This is a genomic window from Pseudomonas sp. (assembly GCF_033723075.1).
Lineage (GTDB): Bacteria > Pseudomonadota > Gammaproteobacteria > Pseudomonadales > Pseudomonadaceae > Aquipseudomonas.
This window is the reverse complement of sequence record NZ_JAWVXU010000002.1, coordinates 304,031-322,748: the sequence shown is the minus strand read 5'-3', so window position 1 is coordinate 322,748 and position 18,718 is coordinate 304,031. Positions and strand designations below refer to the sequence as shown.

Genomic DNA, 18,718 nt, shown 5'->3' with positions numbered 1-18,718 from the left:
CGCCTCAGCTGATCTGCGTAGCTGATTCTTGATGCTTTACGACTTGATGTGAGTTGATTTTTGGTGAGTGAGTCCAGCACTCGAGACAAGGCAGCGTCCCCGACCCAGCCAAACAAAAGGGGACTGTCCATCCCATCGGTTACGCTTGCTGAAGCTGACGAGATCCCAGTGGATACCCTCGTGCGATTCGCGCTGCGTGACGGGCGCCGACCACGTCCGATTTACACTGCTCATAAATGGTTTGCGCGACGCCTACCCTCAGTCTTCCGAAGCTTGCTGATCGGTGTCACGAATGCGCCTGGTGCGAATTTTGATGCGCTGTACTATGGGGAGGCAAACCTGAGCGGTGCTACGGTCTTAGATCCTTTCGTAGGTGGTGGGACCTCCGTGTTCGAAGCGTCTCGTCTCGGCGCAACTGCATACGGCTGTGATGTCGATCCAGTAGCGTGTGCGGTGAGCCAACTCGAACTCGATGCAGCCGATATGCCAGATCTGCAGCAGGCCCTTGAGACTCTGAAGAGTCGTGTTGGCGAGCAGGTGGGGGAGTTTCATCGATCTGGGGATGATGTTGTCCTACATCACTTCTGGGTTCAGCATGTGACGTGTGGGTCTTGTGATACTGGATTCGACGCCCATCCCAACTTCATCCTTTCTGATGACGGCAAAACACGATATGCAATCTGCTCGCACTGCAATGAAATTGCGGTGCTTCCCGCAGGGGTCGCGGAGTTTGACTGCGGATGTTGCGGAAAAAATACGGTGTGTGATGCCGGTCCAGGTAAGGGTGGTCGCGCAGTCTGTCCGACATGTGAACATACCGAATCTTTGATCGAGTACGGCCGCCGGGTGGGGGTACCCGAATGGCGACTATTTGCCGTAGAAACCGTTCGCAGAGCTGAGGATCGACGTGTAATTCCGATCCCACAACGGACACTACGCCGGGCTACTGATGAAGACAGGCAGCAATACAGCGCTGCATCCGCAGCTCTTGCCAACGGCTTGTCGGATGGACTCCTTGAGCTGCCCATGGATGTCATTGAGGCGGACGGCTGGTCTGACAACCGGCTCGTCTCATATGGTTACCGGCGCTGGGCAGAGTTGTTCAACGACCGCCAGTTGTTGCATCTAGCACTACTGCTGAAAGAGATTCGTGGATTAGAAGAGCCTGTGCGCTCGGCGATTGCGATGGCGTTTAGCGATCACCTCACAACTAACTGCATGATGGCGTCCTACGCCCATGGCTGGCGACGTTTGACGCCTCTCTTCTCAGTCAGGGCGTTCCGTCATATCCAGCGTCCCGTTGAACTCAACCCGTGGATTGAGCGAACAGGTAGAGGCAGCTTCCCTAATACCGTGCGTAAGCTTGGCCAGGCCGCAGCTTACGCACGCTCACCAAAAGAACCGATAGGCGAGGCGGAGTTTATATCTGTTCCTTTGATTCCGGCGAAACGTAAAGGGGCGATCCATCTTGGCAGCGCCCGGTCTCTTGCTTTTCTCGCTGATTCGTCAGTTGACGTGGTCATGACAGATCCTCCGTACTTTGACAACATAGCTTATTCAGAACTGGCGCAATTTTTTGTACCTTGGCTCAAGGCTTTGGGCAGTATCCAGAATCAATCCCGAGCTCAGGTCACCAGTGAAAGCCTAGTGGCGCGCAAGCAGCAGTCTGAAAGCGTGCGAAGATTCATATCTGGTCTTGGACAGGCGTTTCAGGAAATACAGCGAGTACTCCGACCAAAGGGTATCGTCGCATTTAGCTATAGACACACCGATGCGCCTGCGTGGTTAGCGCTTGCCGAGGCGATTGCAGCATCGGATCTTTACGTCACTCGCGTTTTACCCATGCCGGGCGAAGTAGGAATGGGGCTACATGGCCACGGGCATCGTGGTCTGTGGGATGCAATATTTATCTTGCGGCGTGGACGCCGGTCTCTGAATGCCGAGCTTACGGTCACGCCCGCCGACTTGGCTGATGCGGATCAAGCGGTGAATCAGTGGCGTGAGCGATACGGCGAGCTAGCTGTTCCTTTCAATGGAATCGACGCAGTCGCTCTCAGAAGAGCGTTTCTTGTCGGTCGAGCGCTTACCAAAGGGAAGAAGAGCAGTCAGAACGTGCCTACATCCCTTGAGGACGCGTTGCGCTCTTGAAGTAAATTTCGAACTTGGAAAGGAATGCCAGTGCCGTATTTGAGCAAACGTGTTGTCAGCAACTATTTCCGGACTGACTGTCCTCGCCAACTTGCGTTGATGCTTTATCCCCATAACAAGGTATACGAGCCTGAGCGAACCGCGCTCGGCATGCCCCCGAAAGCTGTCGGCAGGACCGGCATCAATGCCCTCACTGAGGAAGGTGGTCGCTGGGAACAGAAAAAACTGCTGGACCTGGAAACGACGTTTGGTGGCTCCGCGGTAATCGGCACTAAAACCAACGGCGATTTCCAAGACCAGAAGCTCATTGAGGTCATGTTAAAAGCGCTGCCTGGTGCTTTCCTCGTGCGTCCCACATTCGGGGTGGGAGAATCATTCAAGAAGGCGATGGGTATCGAAGAGATGATTTCGATGTACGATCTTGCCTTCGGCAAGCTCATCCCTGACCTGATTCAAGTCCTTGCGCCGAAAGATGTCGAGCGCATCGTAGAAGCCGACGGTTCAGTACGTGCCGGTGATGGTCGCATCGGTTTGCGCGTCATCGACATCAAGATGACGGCTGAGCCGAGCGCATCTTATTTTGCGGAGATCACCTACTACTCTTTAGCCTTGGCAGGATGGTTGCGGGATCATGGCTTTGCAGACCGCTATGTCGTTGTCGCCGAGGCAGCAATCTGGCCAGGCTCGCACGATGCAGCTGCCATTGTGCAGTTACAGGCGGCCAAGCGTGATGCCGCCACTGTGCCGACCTTGGACGAGCTGCTTGCCGCACTCGCGCAGGATATCGAAACGCTGGAGATTGACGTTTTCTCGCCTCGGCTCCGATTTTTCTTCAACGTCGAGCTGCGTGGTGCTTTAGCGACGCAGTGGCGCAAGCAGGATTACCATGTCAGCACCGCCTGTAGCGGATGTGAGTATTTGGGGTATAGCTGGAACCCTTCCATTGTTCCCCATCCTGACCACTGCATGCCGCGGGCCGCAGCAGACGGACACCTTAGCTCAATCGCTTTTTTACCTAGAGGGGCACGCCGTGCGCTTGGGGACATAAACCTGCTCGAGGCGAAGTCTCTAGCAACGTTAACCTCCGAAAACACCGCATTCGACTGCCACCCTAAATTGCGAGCCACAAGGACAGTGGTAGCAGGCAGGGCGCAGTCATTGGAAAGCGGAGTCAGCACCATTCCTAGCGGCTCCGGTACCTCTGCTGTTCTTCCCAACTGGTCGGACCTCAGTCTCTATCTCTCTGCCGACTTTGACGTGGGGAGTGGTCTGACGCTCGCCTTCGGCATCGGCGGGTTCTCACGCTTCAACGGGCAGACCGAAAAGGTGGAGGCGCAGGTCTTTGTCAACGACACGCGCAGTCCTGAAACCGAAAAGCGGGAGTTTCTCAACTTTCTCGCGTACCTTCAGAAATCGTTGACCGATGCGACCAAAACAGATGCTGAGGCAACAGTTCAAATCTATATTTGGGACAGGGTCACCTACGAGCACATCATTAGGGTCATTGGGCGCAACCTGCAGCACATTCTTGCTGACAGCAACCTCAAAAAGCTGGCTTGGCTGTTCCCGGCTGAGGAGGTCATCGAGAACTCCAAGCTTCGTTCTGCCAACGCCCCGATTACAATCGTGCGAAATGCTGTCCAGGCCTTGGTCGCCGCGCCCATTCCTCACTATTACTCGCTCCTGCGGCTGGCCCGGGAATTTAGACCGGTCGTGAAACCTGGTGCGAAGCCGTTCGACTTTCTTGTCCCTACCATTTTTGAGGATCCACTGTCGGATCAGGTACCGTCCGAGCGTGCGCACGAGATCTGGACCCGAATGGGCGCTCCCCGCCCCTGGAGCCAGCAAGTTGAGCAGCTACGCTCCACGGTGAAGACGAAACTCCGCGCAACTGCTTCGGTTGTGCAGCGTCTTCAACAGGATTTGAAGGGCGCTCTGCGAAGCCGTTCCCCAAAAATTTCTGAAATCAAGGCGCCGTCGACGCTAAGCGGAGTGAGCGCCGACGGCCAGATCTGGTTCGCCTACGCGCGGCTGAATGCTCAAGTCACCGCACTTGAACACAGCATCTCCATGGCCTCACCGGTTCATGAGCGCGAGGCTCGCTACTTAGCCGCGCGCCTTGAAGTCGAGCTTACTGGTACCGCGCTTAACGAAGCGGCGACAGCTCTGCGTGTCACTCTGCGTCCTGGGGTTAGGATTTACCGTCTAGGTCGCAACTCCCGTGAGGCGAAGTTTGAGCCTGGAGATTTCCTGTGCGCGCTATCGCCGGCAGCGATGGGCGACTTTCATATGAAGAAAGTCCGGGATCTAATCGGTGGCTATCAGTTGCCGTTCGATTTCCCGTACTGGATCGGTCAATACGGATACGGACCTTCACTGACCGGTACCCAGGTCATAGCAATAGATCGCGAAGATCTACTGGTCGCTGTTTCATTCGACGCGCGGGTGGACGCTTTCCTTCGACAAATTGAGCCTACGCTGGATCTCACCAGAGATGTTGTTCTAGACAAGCAGGTGAAGGACTTCCTCACCGGGAAGCTGGAAGTAGCGCTAAAAGCGATCGGTAACCCTCCACTTGCAATCAGCGCCGGAGCAGCCACTGCAAAGGTTATCGGCAAGGCCGCTCCGAAAACAGTGAGCAAACATACCCCTGTGGCAGAAGTGTTGTGGGACACCGAGGTGCTCTCTCAAACGCCTACAGATCGAGACTTCATTGCGATCCGCGCCCTGCTAGAAGCGAACGGGGTCGAGCTGAATGATAGCCAGTGGATGGCACTTCAGGAGGCAGTGGAGAAGCGACTCACTTTAATCTGGGGCCCCCCTGGAACGGGCAAGTCACAGACGCTTCGAGCCATTTTGCTAGGTTTGGTACTGAATGCGCACTCGAGCGGTAGGCCTGTCCGGATTTTGGTGACTAGCAATACCTATGACGCCACTGATAACGTCGTACTTCGGACGTTCGAGCAAATCCACAAGCTTGGCAACACAGTCACAGGGGAAGTGCGTCTGGCTCGGCTCCGCTCAGACTCGAAGGAAGATGCCCCAGGGCTGTCATCGGACATTAATCTGCCCAATGATCCCAAGTCGCCCGAGATCTTGGCCTTGCATGAACTGCTCGTTTCCGCAGCTAGCAGCGTCATTGTATCGGCCCCCCCGCAACAGGTAACCAGATTCGCAAATGTCAAGAAAAATGCTGCCGAACCCCTGTTTGACGTCGTTCTGATTGACGAAGCATCGCAGATGGATATGGCAAGCGCGGTTCTAGCGCTTGCGCCGATCGCGGCTGGCGGATCGACGATCATCGTCGGCGATCCGAAACAACTTCCTCCAATTCAACAGGTTGAAGCTCCGGTCGGTCTTGAGTTTTTGGTAGGGTCGGTATACGACTTCCTGGCTGAGCATCGCAAAATCTTGCCGAGAAGCCTGCTCAGAAATTATCGATCCAACGCCACCATCGTCAATCTGAGCCGCTTCGCCGGCTATCCGTCGGAGCTTTCGCCACACTTCCCCGACCTGCGAATCGCAACGGACATTCAATTGCCGTCGACCTGTCCATCGGACTGGCCGCTTCACCTCGCGTTCAGCCAGGAGCTCGCCATGCTCTTGGACCCTTCCCAACCGATCTCCGCATTTCTTTATCCGGAGGGCCGTAGTAGCCAGTGGAATGACTTCGAAGCGCAAACTGTTGCTGCATTGATGTGGTTATTGCGCCGCCATCTGAATAGCAATTTAAAGAACGATCCCGAAGCCAGCTCTAGTGGATTACACAATGCAGAAAGCTTCTGGAAAAAAGGCGTCGGTGTGGTTACACCACATCGAGCTCACAAAGCACTGGTGGTCTCGAAACTGCAGGCCATCTTTGAGCCTCTAGGGGACGACGCTCAGTTGATTCGTGACGCCGTGAACACTGTGGAGCGCTTCCAGGGGCAACAGCGCGATGTGATCATCGCGACTTATGCTCTGGGAGATCCCGATGCGATCGCAGACGAAGATGAGTTTCTATTGTCACTCAATCGATTCAACGTCATGTCATCCCGCCCGCGGGCAAAACTGATTGTTCTCGCCAGCCAGGAAGTGATCAACCATTTGCCTGGGGACATCCAGGTAATGCGAGACTCACGTCTACTCAAGTATTTTGCCGAAACGTATCTGGATCGGCGTGCCGAAATGACTTTGCCCTTTCTTGAAGGTGGAAAGCTGGCGACCCGTCCCGGGTCCTATCGGTATAGGCAGGTGGAGTAAACGTCGAGATTTCCTGCCTTCCCCCTCTGAACAGCGTTGAGCGCTGCCACAGGGGGGGGAGGTGCCACAGTGTCCAAGCGTGTTTCGTGTTATTGACGCTAAGTTCGGCCTGGATTAACTAACGAGGCTGTAGAAAAACGGCGGTTGCAGGAGCTGAGTGCAACACGGTTATTGAATTGAAGCTGGAGCATCATGCCGCATAGCGATAGCCTCCTGCATTACCTCGCCCATGACTTCGATTGGGCACTTGAAGTCGAAGCGCTTACGCGGACGCATATTCAGTTGCAAGGCAATGGCATCCAACTGTTCTTGGCTGTGTCCCGACAAATCCGTGCCCTTGGGCAGGTACTGACGGATCAGACCGTTGATGTTTTCGTTGCTGCCGCGCTGCCAAGGCTGTGCGGGTCGCAGAAGTAGATCGCTATGCCGGTTTTCTGGGTGATCTCGGCGTGTCGCGCCATCTCCCGGCCCTGGTCGTAGGTCATGCTCTTGCGCATCGCCAGCGGCATACCATTGAGCGCTGCACTGAAGCCCTCCATCGCCGAGGTTGCCGTCGCGTCATTCATCTTCACCAGCATCAGGTAGCCACTAGTGCGCTCCACCAACGTGCCTACAGACGAGGCGTTGGCCTTACCCTTGATCAGGTCGCCTTCCCGATGCCCCGGCATCAGCCGGTCTTCGATCTCCGGCGGGCGCACATGAATGCTGACCATCTCGGGGATCTGGCCGCGCCTATCTACGCCGCCAGAGCGCGGCCGGCGCGTCGTCTTGCTTTGGCGCAGGCAGATGATCAGCTCCTTACGCAGCTCGCCGACCGGCAAGGCATAGATCGCGTTATAGATCGTCTCGCGACAGACGTAGGCATCTCTGAGGCTGGGAATGTTCATGCTGCGCAGCTTGCCGGCAATCTGCTCGGGAGACAAACGCTCACGCAGCATATGGGCCACCAACTCGAAGCGCTCGCTACCCGGCAACAGCTTTCGCATCGGTCGACAAACCTGGCGGCGGGCCTGCATCTGCTGCTGGGCCACAAGCGGTCATCCAGCGGCGCAGCACGCTATCTCGCTAAACGGCGGCGCTTCGTTAGAAGTGCCAAGGCCAGCCCGCACAGTGCTCGGTGTCGCCGTAGCCGAATCGATCGCTCTAACCCAGTTTGAAGCTGTCTGCAGGGCCAGCTGCAGCCCTAGAAACCTGAATTTAGGGCATTTTTTCATCTTAAAGAGGCACCGCTAGCCCCGTAAGCACTAGCATTTGTGAGGAGGCAAAACCGTCTGTCAGTCTGATAAGACAAGGGAGTCAGATGTGATAACGTTCGCGCCGCTAAACCACTTGCTCGGTCATTGACAGCTTGGTGTTTTCCGGTAGGCTGACGCCGCAGCGACTGCCTACCGGAAAACACCAAGCTAGATTAAAGCGAAGTGACCTCAACCCTTCCTGTATGGTCTACTCTGTGTTTACGTCGCTATCGCACAGTAGCTAGCAGGTGAGCACTTTTATTAAGGATAATTCGCCGATGAGAACTGAAGAACGCGGTGAAACGCTTGTGGCAAAGGTCGTTCGCGGTGAGGAGCCTCGCAGCTCTGTGATCTTTTCGGACGCATTCGCTGAACGCAGAAAGCAAAAAGAACACCAACACGCGATCACACAAATTGCGGCGCGCGCCAAGAAACTCGAGTGGTAGTTTTAAAAAATGGCAACAGGGACAGTTAAGAGCTTTCCTCAAAAAGGAACAGCGGAAAAAAATCACGTCGATAGCGACCAAGATTTAAAAGAAAAGATCAAGTCTCGCCGCACCAATGAACTTGTAATTGGTGTCTGCGGTGCCGTCGGTTGCAATCTGCAAGATGTTGTTTCCGAGCTGAAAGACCAGTTTGGTGCATTTTCTTACGAAGTTACCATCGTCAAAGTAAGTAGCCTGATCAAAGAGTTTGCAGCAAAGCACGACGATCTCTCGAAGATTGGTCCGGACATTGGATCGATCGAGTGCCTAGATTTCTTTTCGCGCTACACTGCGCTCCAAGATCTTGGCAATGCCATTCGTGATAAATTCACGGATGACACATTGGCCATCCAGGCCATCAAATTTATCTCTACCGACCGTCAGGTGAAGATGAACGCAAGTGGGGATGCAATCCCGCCTCGCGCTGTTTATATCGTCGATCAACTCAAACACCCGGCAGAGGTAGAGCTGTTCCGTCTGACCTATCGGAATGCATTTTTCCTCGTAGGCGTGATGAGCCCACAGAATGCTCGTTTGGAGTACCTGCAGGCGGAAGGTTTGAGCCCTGTTGATGCGCAGAACCTAGTCGAGCGCGATCGGAAGGATAACGTAACTCACGGACAGCAGCTGGAAAAGACGATCCACAAGTCTGACTTTTTCGTCAAACACAGTTTGAAGAACTCCGGCAACATCACCAAGCCCTGCAAGAGGTTTGTTGGCCTCGTTCATGGTGAAAATGGGATTACTCCTACCCGTGACGAGGCAGGCATGTACGCTGCCTACGCGGCCTCATTAAAGTCAGCATGCCTCAGCCGTCAAGTCGGTGCCGCGATTGCTAATGCCTCGGGTGATGTAATCTCTGTCGGTTGGAATGATGTTCCGGCTGGCGGAGGCGGTCTCTACAACGAAGATTCCGAAAATGACCAGCGCTGTGTTGTGCACGGTAAGAAGTGCTACAACGATGACACCAAGCAACGTCTAGCCAAGGATATCGTGGCTATTCTTTCCAAGGTAAAGAAAAGCGACGCTAGCGCAAAGCGTAGTGGTCCAGAGGCGGAAGAGGCTTCGCCTGCACTCATCCCGGCCAAAGTGGTTGGAGGCGGTGAGGGGAGAGCCCTCCTGAGCTCGGCGGATGCATCCCAGTTGGCCCGTCAAATCTTGGAAATCACTGCGCTGGGGTCGATTATCGAATATTCTCGAGCCATCCATGCGGAAATGGAAGCGATCCTGAATATCGCTCGAAGTGGAAAAACCTCCACTCTCGGGTCGGTAATGTATACAACCACCTATCCGTGCCACAACTGCGCTCGACATATCATTGCATCCGGGATATCCCGCGTGGTTTACATCGAACCATATGAGAAAAGCCTTGCAATGAAATTGCACTCGGATGCGATTTCGGTAGACGAGTTTTCCACCGGGAAAGTTCTATTTGAGAATTTCCAGGGCGTTTCCCCTACTCGCTACACAACCTTGTTCGCATTCAGTCATCGTCGCAAGGACAATACGGGGCAAGCTGTACGTATTGTTGGGAAGGATGCTTCGCTCATTTCCCACGAGTACCTGGACTCTTACCTAGATGTAGAGAGCAAGGTGGCCCTTAAAGGCTTTGAAGACAGTGGCGAAGCCCCTGTTGTGGATCAATGATTCTGGACACCTCGATAGGGCGTTAAGCCTATTCCAGTTCTGCCACCAGTGTTTTGATCAACGCTACGCTCAAGCCAACTGCCAGCAGACGCACTTACGAAAGCAATAATCAACTCTCAAACACCTTAGCCATCTCCGGCTGGATCAACAACAGGGATGCTCAGATCGTAGACGTCGAGCATGCCCTGGCTACGGTGGCCGGAAGCCTCCTGCTTGTCGGCGCGGGTGCCTTCCGTATCAGTGATCCCCCTTCGTTTGAAGTCATGAAGACCAAAGCGTTGCTCGACGGTCATGACTCCGTTCTCGATTGCCTGGGTTACCAGGCGCTGCCAGGCGGTGTCCAGACTCGACTTCTGCAGTGCGCCGCCGTGGGCTGCCACGATGAGCCTGCGTTGCTCGGGCAGGGTTGGAACCGGCATCTTCTTCTTCGCCCAAATCGCGGCACGTACCTGCTTGGCTGCTTCCCATGCTGCCCGCAAGCGCGGTGACCAACGCACGATATTGTCTCGGCTACCTTTCCGGCGGTTGGTGAGCACGCCCGCTGTGGTTTCGTTAGCGTCGGTTAGGGTCACCGTCTCGATACCACGCAGGCGACACAGGTAGCTGATTTCCATGACGTACCAGAGATAGGGCGCGCACGCTCCTTTCTGTCCGCGTGTCAGCTTGCCTTGCTGTTGAGCGAGATGGATAAGCTCCGCCATAACAGCTGGCTCTGGGAGGCGGCGCTGCTTGCGCTCTTTTGGCGCTTCGATGCCCTGTGCAGGATTTGTTTCCACATAGCCACGGTTTCGCCCCCACTGCATCAGGAGGCGTAGATAGCGCAGCGCGTGTGCTGCTTTGGATGGCTTACCTTCTTCGGCGATTCGATCTATGACGCGCTGTACCAGCGAAGGTGTGAACTTACGCACGGCCAGATCTCCCAGCGGCTTGCCCAGCTTGGTAGGCATGCTTAGCAGGACATCGCGGGCGTAGCAGTAGCTATCTTGCGTCTTCCTCTCCAGGCTCTTGAACTTCTGGCTTTGATGGTACTGCTCGGCGAGAAAGGCCAGGCTGTCGCGGTCTACGCCAGAGCGTTCCTCCATGAGGCGATGTAGTTCGGAAAGCGTGGTTTTTCGACCAGCCAGATTTTTACGGCGCTGTTTACCGCCTTCGTCCAGGTACAAGGTGTACCAAACCCCCGAGCCACGGGCGTCGTAGTAGACCCCTCGTGGTAGGGCGCTCTGGTCAATATGGGGCGGTATGTTCGGGTTGATCTTACGCTTGCGGCCTTTCTGCATTAGACGATCTCCGCATCGTAGTTATCAGAACTGCCCGAACCTATGCCGCCAGCGTGGTTAATCAGGGACAGGGTCGTCCACAGGCCATGCCGCCCATAAAAAAAACGGATTCCCTGCGATTGCAGCGAGCGCTCAATATCAGAGCGACGCTCGTAGCCAGTGAGTACCCGGAGGGACTCAAATGGAACGAGCCCAGGTTGAAGTGGTTGTTGCATGTCAGGTCTAGATGTCGGCATGTGGCGTCTCCTGCTCTGTGGCCGACAACCATTTAATTGCATCATTTCCTGGTTTTGGGGCGTTATCTGACCAGTTTTTTGTAGGTTTAACGGATTTGGGGCGAGTTGCTCCTACATGCCGGTAAAGGGTGGTGCGTGAAACGCCATATCGGTTGGCCACATCCCCGACCTGGATATCTGGATCGCGCAGTAGTGCTCGAATCTCGCGTATCTGCTGCTGATCTAACGCGGGTTTACGTCCACCTTTCCGCCCACGAGCGCGAGCTGCAGCCAGCCCGGCCTTGGTTCGTTCTCGAATCAGGTTGCGCTCGAACTCGGCCAGGGCAGCGAACACATGAAATATCAGTCGGCCGGCCGCACTGGTCGTCTCAATCCGCTCGGTGATTGACTCGAATCCAACTCCTGCGGCCTCCAATTGGCTGACGATGCGCACGAGGTCAGCTAACGACCGGCCCAGCCTATCGAGCCGCCACACAACCAGTGTGTCGGCGCTGCGCAGCGCTTTCAGGCAATGATCAAGTTCGGGCCGGTGCGCTGACTTGCCGCTGATGGTTTCCTCATAGATGTCGCTGCACCCTGCCAGGGAGAGAGCATCTCGCTGGAGGTCGAGATTCTGGTCGTCCGTCGAAACGCGGGCGTATCCAATCCGCTTTCCCATACGAATTCCTTGCATAGATATCGGTACGGAAAACGTGACACGGAAAGGGGGAATCCCAAGCCCGAAATGGGCCTATGGATAGCGGCCACAAAAACGACCGTTTCTGCACCGTTGCCAAAACGGACGACCTTTGGCAATGCAGCAGATTTTTTCTTCTCAGAAAACGAGCCTGTTGCCAAAACGGATGTGGTTTGGATGCGCGTGGATAATGAGCGCAGTAGCCTTGCAAGGCTTACGCACTCGGCGGCCTGCCTTTTCTAAACCTGACCAGAATCTGGTCGAATTAGGTGACATTTCGGATTAGCAAATTGCCACCCTGATGCTTTCAAACAGGAGAGCAACATGGGCCAAATCGAGTTGACGCGGGAGACCGCATTGGATGAGCAGTACGCTCAGATGCACGAGACCGCAATGAACATTGCTGCAGCCTATCTGGTGAGTATCAGTGCCGTAATCCGTAGCCCGGCGACAGAACGGACACTGCATACGCATCTTTTGATCAGCGTGAGAGTTCGCACTCCGGGGTCATGGACGGCAACCTGGTGCAAGAAGGTCTCGGTGCTGGAGACGAGCGAATCGAAACGGACGGTCGCAGGGCTGCGCAAAAATGCCCAGGCACCTTCAGGGCGCTACATCACTAGGGAGTTGCCTAAGGGGAGTCGCGACCGCTATCCGAGTTCCACGTTTCAGGCGCTGCCAGTCGAGGTGCGTGACATAGCGATCCATTACGAGGGACTCCTGGCGAAGTTGCGTCGAGCAGCACATGATAACCGCGCCATGAAAAAGGCTGAGCTCTACTGCAAGGGACGTGGAGCCAAGGCAGTAGCTGAATGCAATGCTGCTCTTGCTGAGCTCAGACAGGTACTGGCCGATCTCGATTCATCAGGCCTGCGTGATCTCCAGCCGCTGACTGATCTGGTCAGCCGGGTGCGAGAGTGCATCTAAGGTGTGATGGTGGAGCCATCAGGCTCCACCGCATTACCCCGAACCCTCCAAAGTCACTACGTACCAGCGCTGCTACAAGCTGCGTAGTGCCCAAGTCGCTCATGCGTAGTACTTCCAAGCAAACAAGACCATCAGATTTGCCGGGAAGCCCCGAAACCTAGGTAGCACGGGACTTCCAGGCCAATTGATGTGAGGTGCGTAGTGCTGCAGTGGGCTGATGCGTAGTGATTTTCCACGATGGCACTTTCTAACGGTTGCTGCGTAGTGGCGTAGCCCAGAAAATACGGGCGTTCCAGGCCTGTTGGCGGGCAAAAACGCAGTACTGCAGGCTGTGGCGAAAATCCGGAAAAACGCGACCTTTATCCTTAGAGATATAAAAGAGAATGAATTTTTCTACTCAAGCGCGCTACGCAGTTTCGCAAAGCGCGGCGCTTTTCTAGAAGTGAAAGCCGCGCTGGATGGGAAGCGGATTACCCCGTGTCGCGCAGCGGATGGTGGCGTTTCTGATCCTGGCCAAGCAGGAGGGGCAAGCATGCGACTCCTACAAACCCTGCCTGCAGCGCCTCAACAATACTCCGCCAGCACCGACTGATTCAGCTCTTCGCGCAGTAGTCGCCAGCTTGGCAGGTGCTGGTCGAGGAGGGCGGTGAAGCGGTCGTTGTGGTGCCGCTCATGAAGATGAGCCAGCTCGTGCACCAGGATGTACTCCAGGCACTGCACGGGCTTCTTGGCCAGCTCCAGGTTGAGCCAGATGCGCCGGGCTTCGATGTTGCAGGTGCCCCACTTGGTTTTCATCCGCTTGATGCCCCAGGCCCGCGCTTCAACCCCCAACTTCGGCTGCCATTTCTCCAGCAGCTCGGGCACCAGGCGTTTCAGCTCGGCGCGGTAGAAGTCCTGTAGCACCTGCTCGCGGCGTTCGGTTGTGGTTTCAGGGCGCACGAACAGATCCAGCGTGGCCTTGCCGCGCAGGGTGATACGCAGGGCACCGGTGGTTTCGTGAACACGCAGGCGATAGCGACGGCCCAGGAAGTAGTGGCTTTCGCCACTCACCATGCGCCGTTCGGATTGCCTGGGCTGGGCCTGAAATTTGGCGCGCTGGCGTTTGATCCAGCGCAGCTTGCCTACCACGGCCAGGCGCACGGCCTCATCGTCCACGGCCAGCGGCGCAGCCACACGCACGCGCCCTCGCGGCGGGTACACGCCCAGGTGCAGGTTCTTGATCGGCTTGCGCACAATCTCCACAGTCAAACCGCTGACCGTGATGGTGCGCGACTCAGTACTCATACTGATGCTTGACCAGTTCCAGCAAGGCCTCCAGCCGCTCGTTGTCTTGCCCGGCCTGGTAGTCGCCCTGAATTTCTGCGGCATCCTTACCCCATTGATCCAGCACCTGCTTGATGGCCAGGCGCACGCGCTTGATCTTCATCGCATTGCTGCGCCAGTCATCCTGCCGGCTATCCAGCACAGCCGCATCCACTGCCAGTGCAAGGCCGGCGTTCTGCCTCAGGTTGTCGTACAGCGCCTTGCGGGCATTGCTGTTGACCGAGCCGGGGTAGCTATTGCTACTGCTGGGATTCTTCGCCTGCTTGGTCAGCTCCACCACCTCAGCCAGGTATTCCTGGTAGCTGATGGCGTCTTCCTTGCGCTTGGCGATCAGCGCATCGAGCAGCGAGGACATGGTTTCGTAGTACTTCGGGTTGATCGGCGACTCGTCGATGATCAACTTGCGCACGTTGTTCTCGATGGTCTCTGCCACGGCCTCCTGGCTTTCGCGAATGCCCTTGGGCAGTGCATCGACCGCAGCAACACCTCGCTCGACGATCAGCTGAATCAGCGACATATCGTCGAAGGCGGAGATCTTCTCGCTATCGTCGGCACGGATGTAAGTGTCGATCAAAAAGCGCATGTCCGGCTCGTAGGCCTTGAGGTCGATATAGTCGCCACTGGCGAGCTTCACCTCGTCACGCACCTTGGCGAAATGATCGACCTCGGCCTGGATCTCGGCGATTTCCTTGGCGCTGTAGCCAGCCTCTTCCAGCTCGTTGGCAATATTGCCAAAGCAACGGATCAGCGCCGAGGTCATCTTGTAGAGATTGAGGCGTTTGGGCTCGTTGGCCTTGAGCTGTTCGGCATTGCCCGAGTCGGTGCCACAGAAAAAGCGCAAGTAGGCCGGCGTATTCTTCGGCTGATCCACCTGCTCACACAGCGCCTTGACAGCCTCGCGGGCCTCTTCGAGATCTTCCTGCGCCTTGCTCAGACGGTCTCCTAATAGACCGGCCACGTCGGCCTTGTCGTAGCCGTCCAGCGCGCCGCTGGTGTAGTCGCCAATCGCGCCTTCCAGCTGCTTGAACAAGTCCTTGTAGTCGATGATGTAGCCGTACTGCTTGTCCTCGCCATCGAGGCGGTTGACCCGGCAGATGGCCTGGAACAAACCGTGGTCGCGCATCTGCTTGTCGATGTAGAGGTAGGTTGCCGAAGGCGCGTCAAAGCCGGTCAACAGCTTGTCCACCACGATGAGCAGGCGCATTTGCCCCGGCTCCTTGATGAACCGCTGCTTCGCCTCCTTCTCGAAGGTCTCCGGGTCTTTGTCACCCAGCATCTGGCTGTAGATGGCGTACTGACGCAGCTTCTCGGTCAGCCCCTCGCCGGTGGCTTCGCCCTTGATGTCGGCCGGCGATGGTTTGTAGCTGGTAACGATGGCGCACTTGTCACCCATGCCCGCCTTGCTGAACAGCTCGTAGCACTTGCAGGCCTCGAAGATGCTGCTGGTCACCAGCATGGCATTGCCCCGGCCATCAGCCAGGCGCTGCTTGGTCGCCATATCGAGAAGGATGTCGGCGACGATTTTCTCCAGCCGCGACTGGCTCGACAGTACCTTCTGCAAGGTGCCCCAGCGCTGCTTCAGCTGCGCCTTGGCCAGGTCGTTCAGGCCCTTGGTCTTGGCCTCGAACCACTGATCGATCTTCTTCTGTGAAGTAATGTTCTGGTCGATGTCGCGGGCTTCGTAACGCAGGTCGAGCACCACGCCGTCGGCTACGGCTTCGTTGAACTTGTAAGTGTGGATGTAGCCGCCAAACACCTCGATGCTCTTCTGCTTGTCGGCCTTGAGCAGCGGCGTGCCGGTGAAGCCGATAAATACCGTATTGGGCAGAATGGCCTTCATCGCCTTGTGCAGCTCGCCGGACTGGGTGCGGTGGCACTCGTCGACGAACACATAGAGATCGCCCTTGGCGGAAAAGTCTGGCGGCAGGTTCTTGCGCAGCTCCTCGACGTAGCCCTCTACATCGGCATCCTCGCGGGCACCGAACTTGTGGATCAGCGAGCACAGCAGCCAGGGCGACGGTTGGTTGAGCTTGTCGATCAGGTCGGCACCGCTGGTGGTGCGGTAGATCTGCTCGTTGACGCCGGTAAACACCTTCTCGATCTGCTCATCCAGCTCGGTGCGGTCGGTGATGATCAGTACCCGGGAGTCCTGAATGTTTTCCCTAATCCACTTGGTCAGCCAGACCATGGTCAGGGACTTGCCCGAGCCCTGGGTGTGCCAGATGATCCCGCCCTCGCGCCGGCGCAGGAAGCGCTGCGCCTCGCGGATGCCGAAGTACTGGTTATGCCGGCAGAGCTTTTTCACCCCGCTGTCGAACACCACGTAGTCGTGGATCAGCTCCAGAAAGCGTGTTTTGTTGCATACCTGCAACAGGTGCCGATCCAGCAGGTTGTCGGCGGCAGCACCATCCGGGCTGTCTTCCTTCCAGGTCAGGTAATACTTCTCGCCGGTCTGGATGGTGCCGTAGCGCAGGCCCTGGGTATCGTTGCCCGCCATCAGGTACTGCTGGGTGGAGAAGAACGGCTGGATGAACTCGGCTTTCTGGTTATCCAGGTTCTGGCGTATGCCTTGATTAACAGCATTTACGGAGCGCTTGAGCTCCAGCACGCCGAGGGCGATGCCATTCACATAGAGCACGATATCCGGGCGCTTGGTGTGGGCCTTGGCATCTGCCCCCTTGATGGTGACTTCCTCAGCAATGGCGAAATGATTTTTGTCAGCCTGCCTCCAGTTGATCAGCCAGACGGTCTGGGTGTTCTCGCCCACTTCGGGCTTGATCTTCACGCCATAGCGCAGCAGCTCGTACACCGCCTTGTTGCGGTCATACAGGCCCTTGCTGGCGTCATTGGCGGCCTTGTTCAACTCGAAGATGGCCCGGCTGGCCAGATTAGCCTCCACGCCTTGGTCAATCAGCCAGCCGCGCAGCAACTCCGCCTCGATATTGGCGTTGTTCGGGCGCTCGGCCCAGTCGCCTAGGTAGTCGTATCCCAGCTGCTGCTGGAAGAGCTTGACCACGCGTTGTTGGGTCTTCTTCTCGATCTGGCCGACACTGCTCATCAGTCGTTCTTCCTTGCTGCGTCCTGCACCGCACGCCCCTGCGCCGTGAGGCGGTATTTCTGCAGGGGGCTGCGGGGTTTGTCGGGGATGGTCATTTCGATCAGTGCGCTATCCAGCGCTGGGCGCAGGTAGGCATCGCGAAAATGCTTCTCGTCTTTCAGGCCCAGTGCGGCCTGGATTTCGCTGCGGGTTATCTCGCCCCGAACGGCCTCCAACAGCCTTGTGACTTCGGGGGTGACTTCGGGGGTGACTTCAGGGGTGACTTCGGGGGTGACCACCCCGGTGACGGGCACCCACTCAGACTCCGGTCGCCAGGCCAAGGCGCTGAACTGGTTACCCGCTACATCGTCGATCAGCTCGATGCGCGGCCATTCCCGCAGCGCGCGCGGAATACCGCTGCCCAGGCCTCGGTAGGGCAATATCTGCGCGGCATGCTCCGTCAATGTTGGATTGCGCCGATTGGTTTTGCCGTGGCGGATGGCTTCGACGCTCAGGCTGTCGGGAAGATGACCGGGACTGATGATTTCCACCCGGTCGGCGAACAGCAGAATGCGGATCGAGGCGCTGGTGAAATAGTCGCGGTGGATCAACGCATTGACCAGCAGTTCCTCCAGAGCCGTTTCGGGAATCTCCAGCTCGCCCAGCGTATTGAAGCCACGGCCACGCTGCACGTGGTGCAGATTGCGGCGGATAAAGGCAAAGCTGCTCTTGAACTGCTCCAGCAGCGTGCCGCCAATGTCCTCGCTGTCCAGATAACGACTATCGGCCAGACTGGTGCCGGGGAAGGCCACGGCCTTCACCTGAAAGGCCGGTCGCCAGCGCTGCGGTTGCCGGCCAAACAGCATCAAACCGGCCAAGGTCAATTCGCGTCCATCGCCCAACCCCAGGTTCTGCAGCAACTGCTCTGTGGGCAGTCCGGCCAGTTCGCTGCTTTGCCCATAGCGGCGGTTGAAGTAGCTATTGAAGGCCTTATCGTCGAGGTCGGCGATGGACGTACCCGCTACCGGCACCACATCGGCATACACCAGTCCAGCACGTTGAAACAGGCGCTGCAGTTCCTCGCGTGCTGTCACCTGGCGCTTATCGGAGCCGCTCTTGACCCATACCCGGCCCTGCAGATCCATATAGGGCTTGTTCAGGCCATCGGCCACCGTTACCACCATGACCAAGCCCTGGGCGGTCTGCACATTCTCGGTCAACGGATGCACGGGGGGGCGCAGATGCTGGCTGGCGGCATTGCTGAACAGCTGATTCAAGCGCCGCACGGCGGCAGCATCCAGTCCCGTGATGCTGCCGTCATCGGCCACGCCGATGAATATCTCGCCGCCCCCGCTATTGGACATGGCGGCGAGCTCGGCCGCCACACCATCTGGGTTGGTCAGATCGCGCTTGAACTGGTGGCGACTGTCTTCGCCGCGGGCCAGTATCTGTAGCAGTTCGGCTTCGCTCATGGCTGTTTGTCCG

Annotated in this window: 11 protein-coding genes and 1 pseudogene; 5 read left to right on the top strand and 7 right to left on the bottom strand. The window is 56.8% G+C overall.

What is annotated here, in order from left to right; translation table 11 throughout:
- The first annotated feature begins 168 nt into the window (after positions 1–168).
- Positions 169–2,148 (top strand): hypothetical protein, encoded by a 1,980-nt coding sequence (locus tag R3355_RS04025; protein WP_318960151.1) that lies wholly within the window; start codon positions 169–171, stop codon positions 2,146–2,148.
- A gap of 30 nt (positions 2,149–2,178) precedes the next feature.
- Positions 2,179–6,390 carry a DEAD/DEAH box helicase gene (locus R3355_RS04020; RefSeq protein WP_318960150.1) on the top strand — a complete coding sequence of 1,404 codons (4,212 nt, stop codon included), beginning with the start codon at positions 2,179–2,181 and terminating at the stop codon, positions 6,388–6,390.
- A gap of 168 nt (positions 6,391–6,558) precedes the next feature.
- On the opposite strand, the pseudogene R3355_RS04015 reads toward R3355_RS04020, so the two are convergent.
- Positions 6,559–7,421 (bottom strand): annotated as a pseudogene (locus tag R3355_RS04015) (IS30 family transposase); the annotation flags it as partial.
- Positions 7,422–7,903: 482 nt separating this feature from the next.
- Between R3355_RS04015 and R3355_RS04010 the strand changes: the two are divergent.
- Both R3355_RS04010 and R3355_RS04005 read left to right on the top strand, forming a co-directional pair.
- Positions 7,904–8,071: a hypothetical protein gene (locus R3355_RS04010; RefSeq protein ID WP_318960149.1), complete on the top strand. Its 168-nt coding sequence runs from the start codon at positions 7,904–7,906 to the stop codon at positions 8,069–8,071.
- A gap of 9 nt (positions 8,072–8,080) precedes the next feature.
- Positions 8,081–9,757, top strand: coding sequence for an anti-phage dCTP deaminase (locus R3355_RS04005; RefSeq protein WP_318960148.1), 1,677 nt, complete (start codon positions 8,081–8,083; stop codon positions 9,755–9,757).
- A 125-nt stretch (positions 9,758–9,882) separates the two neighbouring features.
- On the opposite strand, the gene xerC is transcribed toward R3355_RS04005, so the two are convergent.
- From xerC to R3355_RS03995, 3 genes are read right to left on the bottom strand one after another with little or no spacing between them, the layout of a single operon-like run.
- A complete protein-coding gene (gene xerC / locus R3355_RS04000) occupies positions 9,883–11,034 on the bottom strand; it encodes a phage integrase central domain-containing protein (RefSeq protein ID WP_318960147.1) in 1,152 nt (383 codons plus the stop codon).
- Positions 11,034–11,249, bottom strand: a complete 216-nt coding sequence (locus R3355_RS24280; protein WP_413243479.1) for a DUF4224 domain-containing protein — start codon at positions 11,247–11,249, stop codon at positions 11,034–11,036. Before R3355_RS24280 ends, xerC begins: the two co-directional genes overlap by 1 nt.
- Before the next feature lie 7 nt (positions 11,250–11,256).
- Positions 11,257–11,928, bottom strand: coding sequence for a recombinase family protein (locus tag R3355_RS03995; RefSeq protein WP_318960146.1), 672 nt, complete (start codon positions 11,926–11,928; stop codon positions 11,257–11,259).
- A gap of 342 nt (positions 11,929–12,270) precedes the next feature.
- On the opposite strand from R3355_RS03995, the gene mobI reads away from it, so the two are divergent.
- Positions 12,271–12,873, top strand: a complete 603-nt coding sequence (gene mobI, locus R3355_RS03990) for a conjugative transfer protein MobI(A/C) (RefSeq protein WP_318960145.1) — start codon at positions 12,271–12,273, stop codon at positions 12,871–12,873.
- 564 nt (positions 12,874–13,437) lie between these two features.
- Here mobI and R3355_RS03985 read toward each other — a convergent pair.
- Genes R3355_RS03985 through R3355_RS03975 form a run of 3 tightly spaced genes read right to left on the bottom strand, consistent with a single transcriptional unit; the run spans position 13,438 to position 18,705 of the window.
- Positions 13,438–14,157 carry a SprT family zinc-dependent metalloprotease gene (locus R3355_RS03985; protein WP_318960144.1) on the bottom strand — a complete coding sequence of 240 codons (720 nt, stop codon included), beginning with the start codon at positions 14,155–14,157 and terminating at the stop codon, positions 13,438–13,440.
- Positions 14,147–17,254, bottom strand: coding sequence for an HsdR family type I site-specific deoxyribonuclease (locus R3355_RS03980; protein WP_318960143.1), 3,108 nt, complete (start codon positions 17,252–17,254; stop codon positions 14,147–14,149). The genes R3355_RS03985 and R3355_RS03980 overlap by 11 nt, the downstream gene beginning before the upstream one ends.
- Positions 17,254–18,705: a Fic family protein gene (locus R3355_RS03975; protein ID WP_318960142.1), complete on the bottom strand. Its 1,452-nt coding sequence runs from the start codon at positions 18,703–18,705 to the stop codon at positions 17,254–17,256. Before R3355_RS03975 ends, R3355_RS03980 begins: the two co-directional genes overlap by 1 nt.
- Positions 18,706–18,718 lie beyond the last annotated feature (13 nt).